The organism is Rugamonas violacea (assembly GCF_016461825.1).
Lineage (GTDB): Bacteria > Pseudomonadota > Gammaproteobacteria > Burkholderiales > Burkholderiaceae_D > Rugamonas.
Window position 1 is genome coordinate 215,486 of sequence record NZ_JAEMNU010000113.1, and the last position, 11,834, is coordinate 227,319.

The 11,834-nt window shown below is 67.9% G+C and carries 9 protein-coding genes; 3 read left to right on the forward strand and 6 right to left on the reverse strand.

The features are described from left to right. Positions 1-25 precede the first annotated feature (25 nt). The 5 genes from H7U20_RS20480 to H7U20_RS20500 all read right to left on the reverse strand — a co-directional run bounded on the left by H7U20_RS20480 (position 26) and on the right by H7U20_RS20500 (position 5,137). Positions 26-241, reverse strand: a complete 216-nt coding sequence (locus tag H7U20_RS20480; protein ID WP_199760981.1) for an MbtH family protein — start codon at positions 239-241, stop codon at positions 26-28. Positions 242-357: 116 nt separating this feature from the next. Beyond that, positions 358-2,565, reverse strand: coding sequence for a M28 family peptidase (locus H7U20_RS20485; RefSeq protein WP_233410953.1), 2,208 nt, complete (start codon positions 2,563-2,565; stop codon positions 358-360). A gap of 187 nt (positions 2,566-2,752) precedes the next feature. Continuing rightward, positions 2,753-3,994, reverse strand: coding sequence for a hypothetical protein (locus H7U20_RS20490; RefSeq protein WP_199760983.1), 1,242 nt, complete (start codon positions 3,992-3,994; stop codon positions 2,753-2,755). Next, positions 3,991-4,419 (reverse strand): ExbD/TolR family protein, encoded by a 429-nt coding sequence (locus H7U20_RS20495; protein WP_199760984.1) that lies wholly within the window; start codon positions 4,417-4,419, stop codon positions 3,991-3,993. Before H7U20_RS20495 ends, H7U20_RS20490 begins: the two co-directional genes overlap by 4 nt. Beyond that, a complete protein-coding gene (locus H7U20_RS20500; protein ID WP_199760985.1) occupies positions 4,409-5,137 on the reverse strand; it encodes a MotA/TolQ/ExbB proton channel family protein in 729 nt (242 codons plus the stop codon). Before H7U20_RS20500 ends, H7U20_RS20495 begins: the two co-directional genes overlap by 11 nt. A gap of 198 nt (positions 5,138-5,335) precedes the next feature. Between H7U20_RS20500 and H7U20_RS20505 the strand changes: the two genes are divergently transcribed. From H7U20_RS20505 to H7U20_RS20515, 3 genes are all read left to right on the forward strand, one after another. Then, the gene (locus H7U20_RS20505; RefSeq protein WP_199760986.1) at positions 5,336-6,313 is read left to right on the forward strand and encodes a hypothetical protein; all 978 of its coding nucleotides are present in this window, start codon (positions 5,336-5,338) and stop codon (positions 6,311-6,313) included. Between the two features lie 106 nt (positions 6,314-6,419). Then, positions 6,420-9,080 carry a non-ribosomal peptide synthetase gene (locus H7U20_RS20510; RefSeq protein WP_199760987.1) on the forward strand — a complete coding sequence of 887 codons (2,661 nt, stop codon included), beginning with the start codon at positions 6,420-6,422 and terminating at the stop codon, positions 9,078-9,080. 5 nt (positions 9,081-9,085) lie between these two features. Further along, complete coding sequence (locus tag H7U20_RS20515; protein WP_199760988.1) at positions 9,086-10,687, forward strand: alpha-amylase family glycosyl hydrolase; 1,602 nt, start codon at positions 9,086-9,088, stop codon at positions 10,685-10,687. 23 nt (positions 10,688-10,710) lie between these two features. On the opposite strand, the gene H7U20_RS20520 is transcribed toward H7U20_RS20515, so the two are convergent. After that, the gene (locus H7U20_RS20520) at positions 10,711-11,832 is read right to left on the reverse strand and encodes a hypothetical protein (RefSeq protein WP_199760989.1); all 1,122 of its coding nucleotides are present in this window, start codon (positions 11,830-11,832) and stop codon (positions 10,711-10,713) included. Between the last annotated feature and the right edge of the window lie 2 nt (positions 11,833-11,834).

Sequence of the window (11,834 nt, forward strand, 5' to 3'; positions counted from 1 at the left end):
CCGGCCAACCATCCGGCCGCCGGGTTCAAGCGCCCATGGCTTGGCGCAGCGACAGTGGCCGCATGTCGGTCCAGACTTCGTCCACATACGCCATGCACGCCTCTTTCGGGCCGCGCTTGCCGGCCAGGCGCCAGCCTGCCGGCACCGCCTTTTCCGCCGGCCACAACGAGTACTGCTCTTCGTCATTGATCAGCACTTCGTACAATGCTTCGACCTCGGTTTGATGTTCAATTTGCGACATATCTGCTCCTGTATTTCTGGCTGCTAGCCAGCGACGCGAAAAAACCTGAGGCGCCACGCCTATCGCGGGCGGCGGAAAAAAGTACCTGCCTGCCCGCCCGGCTAGGGCGGTAAGCATCAATCGATGCTGCGCACCCGCACCGCCATCATGCGGTCGCTCCAGCCGCCGGGGCGGCTCATGACGCCAACGGGCCGCGTGGCGGCCACGCCGGGCGGCAAGCCGTAGGTGGTATCGGTGACATGGACGCTGACCGGATGCGCGCGCCGCGTCAGCAGTTCCACCCGCAGCGGCTGCGCGCCCATGCCGTAGGCGTCCAGACGCCAGTTGTCGCGCGCATCGCTGCTGTACACGCGCCCATTGACACTGGCCTGCAGCACCCCGTCGCCCTCCAGCTCCACCGCCAGGTGCGGCGCATTGCGCTGCGAATGGACTCGAAGCACGATGCGCCGGCCCTCGCCGGCGGCGCTCACGCTGTCGATTTCGATGACTGGCTGCGGCAGCCGCAAATCTTCGCCCTTGCCGGCCCACTGTTTCACATCGTAGCCGGGGTACAGGTCGGGCAGCACATGCTGGCGCGCGCCGGCACCGAGGATGGCGGCGGCCCAAGGATGCATTTCCGCGTCTTCCGAGGTCCAGACCGGACCAGGCTCGCCGTCCTGCTGCACATAATCGAGGTGCACTGGTCGCGGATTGGCGGCGTCGAAGCCGCCGGCCCTGCCCGCCACACCCAACAGCAGAACGCCGGCCGCCAGCAGCGCCGCGCCGCACCAGCGTGGCCAAGCCGCCAACGCCGCGCTGCACAGGCCCATGGTCAGCACGATGGGCAGCACGCAGACCGCCAGCATGGCCGGCGGCAGTGCCGCGTGAAGCGTGGCGATCAATGGCGTCATCAGCAGAAGCGCCGGCAGCAGTCCGAAAAATTGCAGCGCCGGGCGCGCCGCCGGCCGCACCGCGCCGCACAGCAACCACGCGACCGACAGCAGCAACGCGGCCAGCGGCCAGGCCAGCACAAAGGTGGCGCCGGGCGCCGCCACGGTGGCCGCCAGCAGCAACGCGCCCCAAACCAACGCGGCGCCCAGTGTCAGTTCCAACACCCGCAGCCAACGTCCCAACCAGCGCAGCATCAGCATGGCGCCGCCGCACGCCAGCAGGCAGGCGCTGCCCAGATACCAGTACGAGTCCTTCAGAAATCGCGCCAGTTCGCGCTCCGCTTGCAGCTGGCCGCCGGCCAACCAGGCCAAATGCACCAGGCCGGCCAACAAGGCCAGCAGCGGCAGCCAGGCCAACGCCGCCAGCAGCGTGCGCCACGGCCGCGCCTCGCCCTTGCGCACGGCGAGCACCAGCACCCCGGCCAGCGCGCACAGCACCAGTACCGTGATGGCCGTGGCCCACGCCGCCGGATAGGCCATCAGCCAGCGCCCGGCCAGATCGAAGTAGACGCTGTCGCCGCCGGCCAGCGCGCTCAGGTCGGCATCGCCGAAATGCCGCGCCAGCGCCAGCAGACTGTCGCCGTGCTGCTGCAAGGCCGCCTGGTCCAGCGCGGACGGCGTATCCTGTTCGCTGTGGTAACGGTGGGCGCCTTCGATCGCCGCGAAATTCAGGCCGGCCATGCCGGCCCGGCGGAAGGCGCCCATGTCGGTGGGATTGCCGAGGAAGCGGTAAACCTCATACATCAGGGAATTGGCATGGACCCGTTGTAGCGTGCGCAAGCCGCCGATCAGCTGTGCATTGCCGGGGCTGGTTTCGAACAGCAGCATGGGACCGCCATTGCCGCGGTATTCGAAGTTCAGCGCCAGGCCGACGTCGCGCGCCCACGGGTGGGCTTGCACGAATGCTTCGGCGCCCAGGGAATTGACTTCCTCGCCGTCGCTGAACAGCACGATGATGTCATTGCGCACGCTGGCGCCGGCGCGCAGTGCGCGCAAGCCTTCGATGATGGCGGCGACGGCGGCGCCATCGTCGGCCGCGCCGGGCGACACGGGCACCGTGTCGTAGTGCGCCACCAGCAGCAGCGCCTTGCCGGGCCTGCTGCCGGGCAGACGCGCCACGATGTTGTGCACCATCCCGGCCGTGTAATGATCGGTGCCGATACTGAAACTGCTTTGCACCTGGGGCGACCAGCCCTGCGCCGCCAACTCGCGCACCAGTTGCGCGCGCACCTCGGCATGGGCGCCGCTGCCGGACGGGTGCGGCACGCGGGCTATGCCGGCCAACGTGCGCATGGCGCGTTGGGCCGAAAACACGCCCGGCGGCGCGTCCACGCCGGCCGGCGCCGCGCGCCAATTGGTCAGCGCCAGGATCAGCGCGATGGCGACGACGGCCATCAACGCAAGGGCCGGCCGGAACGGATAGACACTTGCTTCAGCCGCGACACCGCGCTCCGCCGGCCGCGCCCGCATAGACGCCGACGACGACGGCGCTTCCACCACTTGGCTGCTCAAATCGCCTCCATTTTCAGTATCAAGAATCTAAATCGCGCTGCGGCATGGCCGCCACACCGCGCGCGCCAGCTCAGCCGGGGGGCCGGTCCGCCGCCAGCAGCACGGAATAAAAGGTCAAGCCCACGCTGTTGTACAGTTTTAACAGCACGGTATTGCGGCCCTGCCGCAAATGCACACGGCGCCGGCCCTCACTCAAGTTCATCCCGGCGATATCGTCCTTCAGGTTCAGGTAAGGCGTGCGGTACCAGCGCTTGTCCTCGTTTCCGCTCTGCCAGACCAGCCGGTCGTTCAGCCACAGCATCGAATCATCGTCCGCGCCTATCATTAACCACAAGTCCCGTTCGCGCTCCATGTACACCTCGGTGTAGGCGTAATACACGGCGTTTTCCGAACTGTCCGGCGGCACTCGCGGATAGGCGGGTCCGCTGACGTATTGCCATTGCAGCAGGCGGCCGGCCTGGCCACGGTAGACGCCGTCCAGGTCGACCACTCTCTCGGGCGGATAGTCGCGCGCCATGCTGGCCGCACCGGCACCGGCGAAGGGGCCGATCAGATACCAGGCGTCGAGGTAAACGCGGTCGGCATAGGCAGCCCCGGCGCCGGCCTTGCGGCCATAACCCAGCCGGGCGCTGCCGACATCGAAGCTGGGCGCCAACACGCCGTAGTGGCGCGCGTCGCGGAATTTGGCGCCGCTCACGTCGGCGGTCCCGCCCGGCGCCGGCGCGGGCGCCGCCTCGGACAAGGCTGCGCCGCCGGCGCCAACCGCGCCGCGCCCCGGCACGCCGGGCAGCGGCACACCGTCGCGGCGCTGCGCCAGTTGCAGCTGGCGGCGCGCCGCCAACTGCCGCGCGCGTCGTTCGAGCTGCGCCACCGTCTGGGCGACGCCGGCCGGAGGCGCAGACACCGGCGCGGCGCGGTCGGTTTCCCGCACCTGCCTTAAGGCTTGCGCCAGCGGGATCGCCAGCAGGCCCGCCAATTCCCGGGCGCGGTCCGCCTGGTCCGCCTGTTCGATCGCCCGCAACAGCGCCTGGGCCTGCGCCAGCGCATCTTGCGGCTGCGCCGCCGGGGGCGGTACGGCGGCGTTGGCATCGAGGCTGCGCAACACCGCCGCCATCGATTCGACCTGGCGCCGCAGCGTCAGCTGGCCGGCGCGCTGCTCGGTCGCTTGCAGACGCTGCCGCTCGGCCGCTTGCCGGCTGTGGCCGTCCTGCAGCGGCCCATGCCAATACAAGCCCGCCGCCAGCAGCGCATGGGCGGCCAGTGAATAGGGCAGGTAACGGCGCCAGCCCGCGCCGCCGGCCAGATCGCTCATGGCGAATCGAGCGTGCGCAAGGCGATGTTGACCAAGCCTTCGAACTGACACAATTCCACCACCCGGACCACATGCTGGTAGGACGCGCGGCGGTCGCCATCGATGCGCACCCGGCGCGTCGGGCGGGCCGCCGCTTCCGCCCGCAGCAGCTCATGCAGCGCCTGCGCCGAAACCAGCGTTGCCGCCACATAGACTTTACCGTCGCGCGCCACCGTCAACACCAGCGGCGCGCTGGACTGCTCGCCGGCGTCTAGCGAAAAGTCGGCCGCAGGCAGGACGATCGGCAGCTCCTTCTGTTTGCGGTGCATCTCCTGTTGCTTGAACGAGGTGGCCACCATGAAAAACATCAGCAGGAAAAAAATGCAATCAATCAGCGCCACCAGGCTGATTTCCGGCTGCTCTTCGTCCCCCAGGTCAATGCGCATGCGGCACCGCCTGCAACACCATGCCTTGCGCGCCGCCGCGCTCAAACGCCTCGGCCGCCGCCTGCAGGCGCTGGATGGCCTGTTCCAGCGCCAGTCCCAGTGCGGCGACGCGGTTCTTGAAGTAATGGTGCAGACATAGGGCCGGCAGCGCCAGCGCCAGCCCGGCCGCCGTGTTTATCAGCGCCTTGGAAATGCCGCCCGCCAGCAACGCGGGATCGCCCATGGCGCCGGAGAATGCGATCACGTGGAACGACTCGATCATCCCGATCACCGTTCCCAGCAAGCCAACAATGGGGGCGATGGTGGCCACCGCTCCCAGCAGGTAAGCCTTGTGCTGGTGGGCGCGCAATTCCAGTGATGCCAATGCGGCCGCGCCCTCGCCCGCCGCAGCCGGCGCCGCGCCACGGCGCGCCAACAGGTAGACGATCATGCGCGCCAGCGTGCTGTCGGCATCGGCCACCCGCGCCTGCAATTCCTCGAACTGCCCGGCCCGCCACAGCGCCAGCGCCTCCTCCAGCAGGGCGTCCGGTGCGATGCGATTGTTGCGCAAATGCAGCAGCCGCTCTATCGCCACCGCCAGCGTCAGCAACGACATCACGCCGATGACGATGATCCCCACGCCGCCGTGGGCCAGTTGGCCGACCATGTCCTGCGCTTGCGCCGACGTGGCCGCGGCTGCGGTCGCGCTGAGGGTGAAAAACCGCAAGGCAATCTTCATCGGGCGTTCCAATATACACAAGGTTGCGAAATTTTCAATCCGGTTAGCCTAACAGATTCCGCCAGGCATGACACGGCGCCCCATCGCTTTTTTTTGCAATATTGACAAAATAAATAGTCAAGGTACACTCGCGATTTTCCGGTCCCGGCGCCGGTGCCAATCTGCCGCACGGTTCCACCATAACGACAAGGCCGGCCAATGAGACTGCCAGTAGCGCAACCCTGCGTCATCTCGTATCTGCACCATGCGAATTACCTGGCGGTCGCGGAAACCGACCCGCGCTGCCGCGACCACCTGGTCAATTATTTTTATCAGTTGCATACGCGCCACAATAACGCGCCCGGCGTCGGGCCGGAACAGCTGGTCGATTTCCACAGCCCGGACGGCATGTATCCACGCTATCCCTTCGTCTCCAATGCCTACCTGGGGGCGCCCCTGCTGCAGCGCTTGGGCGGCGGCATCGTCGAACAGGCTTGCGCCATATTGGACAACGGCGCCTATATCGAGGCCACCCTCGATGAATTTTTTCTGCGCGAAAAAAACGCTTACCAGAGCCAGTACTATCCCCATCCGAATCTGCTGTTCGGCTATTCGGCGGAGTCCCGGGTGTTCCATGCGCTGGGTTTTAACCGCGCCATGGCCTACACCGAATATGCCATCGGCTACGACGAAATGCGCCAGGCGTGGAACCAGCGCATGGGGCTGTCGATCCTGAGCCTGGCGCCGACCGGCGACTACCTGAACACCCAGCCGTTCAATCCGGCGCTGGTAAGGACCTGCCTGCAAGACTTCCTGGCCGCGCGCAACAGCTTCCTCAGTTACGACCCGCCCGGTAGCGTCTTCGGTCGCGCCACCTATGCCGAGGCGGTGGCCATGGTGGAGCGCAAGAATGGCGCGGCCATCGATATCCGCCCGTGGTGCGTGTTTCACGAACACAAGCGCCGCCTGCTGGCGCTGCATGAGTTCCTCTGCGACGGGCGAGAACGCCAGCCCGCCGCTGGCACGGCAGCGCTTCTGCTGCAGCTGGTCGGCCATTTCCATCAGCTGCGCAATCACTTGCTGGAAGCCTGCTGGAGCGGCGCGCAGGTCAAGCGCGCCGCGCTGGAAAAAAATGTCGGACGCATCGAAGCGATCGAAGAAGAAGCGATCGGCGCGCTGATTGCCGCGCTGGACTGAACCCTGCCACAGGATCCCGATGAACCTTCCTCACTTGCTGCAATGCGCACGACGAGCCGGCTGGCGGCCCCGCACAGATGGCGCCAATTTTGCTGTCATCGCCGATATGGCCCTGCGCCGCCGGCTAGAACAGGCCGGCGCGCAGATCGAAGACATCCTGGCCTGCCCCGCGGCGGCGCACCGCGCGCCGCCCGCGACGCCGGCCGCAGACGCCGCGACGCCAGTCCACCCCACCCTGCCGTTCGACCATCCGCCCGGCGCGCCGGCCGCGCCGGCCCATCATGGCTTCACCATCGGCGCCGATCTGAGCGCCGCCTTGCGCGGACTCGGCGCTGGCGACGCACTGCCGCTGCTGGCGGCCTGCCGGCTGTTGCTGTCCCATTACGACAGCGCCCGCACCATCGTGCTGGCCATGCCGGTGTATGGCGCGGCAGACGCCGACTGGCCCCATGGCGCGCGCGCGCCGGTGGCGCTGGCCTGGCGCAGCGCCACGCTGGAGCGCAGCGACGACTGCCACGCGCTGCTGCGGCGGCCATTGGGCGCCGTCGCGGCCGATGGCGCGGCCAATGGGGCGGCCAATGGGGCGGCCAATGGGGTCGCCGCCATGCTGCTGGACCTGCCAGGTTTGCTACCCGATGTCGCTGGCGCGGACGCCGCACCGCCCTCGCCCGCCACCTCGCCCGACACCGCCTCCGGCGCCCAACTGGCGCTGCGCATGGTGCCCGGCGCCAGCTGCCTGTACGCCTGCTTCGAATATGACAGCGCCCGCTTCAGCGCCGACACCGTGGCGCGCCTAGCCACGCAGCTGCAAGTACTGCTGGCCGCGCTGTGCCAAACGCCTGGCCGCAATGTGCACGAACACTGGCTGCTGGATGCGCAACAGCAGTGCCAGCTGGCCGCCTGGAACGCGACGGCGGCCGTCATGCCGGTGGCCGATGTCCATGCCGCGTTCGCCCGGCAAGCGCGCCGCACGCCGCACGCCGCCGCGCTTCGCTGGGCCGGAACGAGCATCAGTTACGCCGAACTGGAACAGCGTGCCAGCCTGCTGGCGCAGCGGCTGCGCCAAGCCGGCGTGGCGGCCGAATCGATCGTCGGCGTGTGCCTCGAACGCGGACCGTGGCTGCCGATCGCCCTGCTTGCCATCCTCGCGGTGGGCGGCGTGTATTTCCCGCTCGACCCGTCCTACCCGCCGCAGCGCCTGCGCCTGATGCTGGACGATGCCGCCCCAGTCCTGGTGCTGAGTGAGAGTGGCGTCCTGGCGCGGCAGGGCGCCACCAGCGCCGGCTGGCGCGATCTGGAACAAGCCTGGCCCCTGCCGGCGCTCGCGCTCACTCCCGAGCCGCAGAAAACCGCCGCGCTCACGGCGCCGGACCGGCTGGCCTACCTGGTCTACACCTCGGGCTCGACCGGCCGGCCCAAGGGCGTGGCCGGCACGATGAAGGCGCTGGCAAACCGGCTGGACTGGATGCACGGGCGCTTTCCATGCCAGGTCGGCGAGCGCTGCGCGCAAAAAACCTCGATCGGCTTTATCGATTCGCTCACCGAAGTGCTGACACCCTTGCTGGCCGGCGGCACGCTGTCCATCCTGGCGGCGCACCAGACCCAAGACACCGACGCGCTGTGGGAGGCGCTGCAAACAGAACGCATCGAACGGCTGGTGCTGGTGCCGTCGCTGCTGCGCGCAATGCTCGACAGCGCTCCGGCGCCGCTGAGCCACAGCCTGAAGCTAATCGTCAGCAGCGGCGAGGCGCTGCCGCCGCCGCTGGCGCAGCAGGCGCTGCGGCGCCTGCCCGGCGTCACCCTGCTGAATTTGTACGGTTCGTCCGAAGTGGCCGGCGACGTCAGTTTCCATCCCTGCCAGCCGGGCGCGGCCAGCGTGCCACTGGGCCGCCCCGTCGCCAACACGGCGCTGTACCTGCTCGACGAGCAATTGCGCCCAGTGCCACCCGGCGCCCAAGGCGAGCTGTACGTGGCCGGCGCACATCTGGCGCGCGGCTACCTGAACCGCCCCGGACTGACCGCCGAGCGCTTCATCGCCGCCCCCTTCCACTTGCCGTTCGCCGGCGCCGGCGCACGCCTGTACCGCACCGGCGATCTGGCGCGCCAGCACGCCGACGGCAGCATCGAGTTCTGCGGCCGCCAGGACAGCCAGGTCAAGGTCAACGGCGTGCGCATCGAACTGGGCGAGATCGAGAGCGCCCTGTCCGCCCTGCCGGGCGTGCGCCAGGCGCTGGTGCTTGCCCATGCCGATGCGCGCCACGGCGTCCAGCTGACCGCCTATGCCGCCATGGCCGGCGACGGTGATGGCGGCGATGACGGCGGTGGCGGTGGCGGTGGCGACGGCAACGGCGGTGGCGCCGCGCGGCTGCGCGCGCAGTTGGCTGAGCGCCTGCCGGGCCATATGCTGCCGGCCCACTTCATCATCCTGCAACGCCTGCCGTTGCTAGCGAATGGAAAAATCGACCGCTTGGCGCTGCCCGCGCCATCCGCCGACGGCGTGCCCTACGCGGCGCCGCGCAACGACGACGAAGCATGGCTGGCCGGCTTGTGGGCGCAAACCTTGGGCCGCGACCGGATCGGCGTCGACGACGATTTTTTCGCCTTGGGCGGACACTCACTGCTGGCCATGCAAATGCTGGGTAAGATCCGCCAGCGCGGCCGCACTGCCACCCTGCACACACTATTCGAAGCGCCCACCGTGGCGCGCCTGGCGGCCGCCCTCAACACGAGCGCCAGCGCGCCGCACACCTTGCTGCAATGGGACTGAACACCATGCCTGCCAACGATTTCGCCGACAATCCCATCGTCTACTGCCTCATCACGGACCGCTTCCACAACAGCCGTCCGGGCCGGCCGCCCAGTTACGGCCGCCTGGGCGACCCTGCCGCCTTCGGCACTTTCCACGGCGGTGATTTCGCCGGCGTGCGAGCGCGCCTGGAGGAAGGCTGGTTTTGCCGCCTGGGTGTCAACGCGCTGTGGATCAGCGCACCGTATGAACAGATCCACGGCTGGGTGCCGGGCACCAACGATGAATTCCGCCACGAGGCCTATCACGGCTACTGGCCGCTCGATTTTACGGTGCCCGACGCCAGCTTCGGCACCGAGCAGGAGTTCCAGGCCATGGTAGACGCAGCCCACGCGCGCGGCATCAAGGTGATTCTGGACGTGGTATTGAGCCATGCCGGCTACCCCGACCTCAACACCTTCCAGCAATTCCTGCCAGGCGCGGTGCGCGCCGGCTGGGAACAGGCCGGGCCGGCCGAATTTGACGACTACCTCGACACCGCCAGCCCCGCGCTGGCCGACTGGTGGAGTCCCGACTGGGTCTGCGCCAAGCTACCCGGCTACGATCCGGGCGGCGACGATGATTTGACCCGGCTGCTGTACGACCTGCCCAAATTCCGCACCACCGAAACCCGGCCGCTACCGCTGCCGCGCTTCCTCAAACACAAGGCCGGCACGCGCGCCGTCGAACAGCCGGGCCAGACGGTGCGCGGTTATCTGGTCGGCTGGCTGGCCGATTGGGTGCGCCGCTATGGCGTGGACGGCTTCCGCTGCGACTCGGCCAAGCATGTCGAACTGCCGGCCTGGCAAGCGCTGAAACAAGCGGCGACGCAGGCGCTGTCCGCCTGGCAAACCGATCACGGCGTCGCGCCGGTGCCGTTTTGGATGACCGGCGAAGTGTATGGACACGGCATCGAGCGAAGCGCCTACTATGAACACGGTTTCGACAACCTGATCAATTTCGACTTCCAGCATGAGGCGCGGGCGCTGCTGGAGCAAAGCGACACGCTGGCCGGCGACAGCCTGGCGCTGTTCCGCCTCGAACGGCTGTACGCGGCCTATGCCGAGCAGTTGGCGTCGGCGCGCCACAATGTGCTGTCCTACCTGTCCTCCCACGATACCGAGTTGTTCTCGCGCGATCGACTGATTGATGGCGGCACCGTGCTATTGCTGGCGCCGGGCGGCGTGCAGATTTATTACGGCGACGAGAGCGCCCGCCCAGCCGGCATGGCCAGCCCCAGCGATCCGGTGCAGGCGACGCGCTCGGACATGAACTGGGATACGCTGGATAGCCAGGTGCTGCGCCATTGGCAATTGCTGGGCGCCTTCCGCGCCCGCCATGTGGCGCTGGCGGTTGGCCGGCACCGCCGCCTGTCCAGCACACCTTATGCATTCCACCGCCACCATGCCAAGTCGGGCGACCAGGTGGTGGTGGCCATCGGCCAGCCCGGCGACGTCACGCTCGACGTGGCCGCCATCTTTGCCGACGGCCAGGTGCTGCGCGACGCCTATACCGGCGAACGCGTGACCGTGCGCGCCGGCTGCGCCGCGCTGCGCATGGACCAAGTGCTGCTGCTGGAAGCCATCTGACGGCGCGGTGCCCGGCGCCGCACTTATTCGAACTGGGCCAGCAACTCCCGCAACAGGGCCAGTTCGGCGGCGCGGATCGGTGCCAGCAAGGCCTGGCCGGCCGCCGGGCCGCTGCGCAGTTTGATATTCACCAGCGCTTTCCAGTCATCGGCCAAGGCGCGCGCCTGCAGTTGCAGCGCACGTTGCGGCACCTCATGCCCATGCACCTGCGCCGCCAGCGCCGCCGCGCAGACATACAAGATGGACTGGCTGTTCAGGTAGGCCAGCACCAGGCCGGCCGCCTCGTCGGCGCCTAGCTGGGCGGTCAGGCTGGCATGGATATGCAGCACGGCACTCAGCTTGGCGTCCATCAGCGCATCGATGGCCTCCAATGCCTGCAACAGGTGCGCGCGCAACGCCGCCGCCACTTCCGGCAGCGCCGCCGCTTGCCTTCCCGGTATGCGCGACATGACTTGCAAATCGCCCGACGGTCGCCCGCCGCCGCCGGGACCATGCAAACGGTGGTAATACTGGACGCTCAGCGCGTGTTCGTAATAATTGCAGTGCACATCGCCCAGTAAATCGGTCAGCGCTTCGCTCTGCGCATGGGCCGGATCGAACAGCAAGGCGGGGATCGGCGTCGCTTCCTGTGCGCCGTCGCGGCGCAGGCGGATATTTTTCCCGACGAAGCAATTGACTTTTTTTACGAACGGCAGCAACTGGGTATTCCCGAACAGCACCAGGTTGCCGCTGGCTTCGTGGCAGCCTTTCACCACCAACAGGTCCAAGCCATGCAAGCCATTGATGGCGTGCGACACAAAGAAGTTCTTCATGGCCGGCACCAGCACGGGATGGCCTTGCCGCACATGGGATGCCATTTGCGCCAGCAAGTCTTCCTGCGCCGGCTGCGCGCTCAGGCGCAAGCCCAGCCAGCGCTCCAGCACCTGTTCTTCGAAAATATCCAGGTAGGCGATCGCCGAGGGCCGCAAATCCGGCCGCGCCAGCGGGTAGTGCAAGCCGGCGTAATACATCGCCATCAAAATGTCGAAATGCAGCGGGCCGAAGGCATTGCAAGCGTGCGCCCGGGCCAGCTGCTGGCAGTACAGGCCATCATGCGCATAGGTCAGCCCGTTGACCAGGGGATGGATACTGTCGATTTCTATCATGG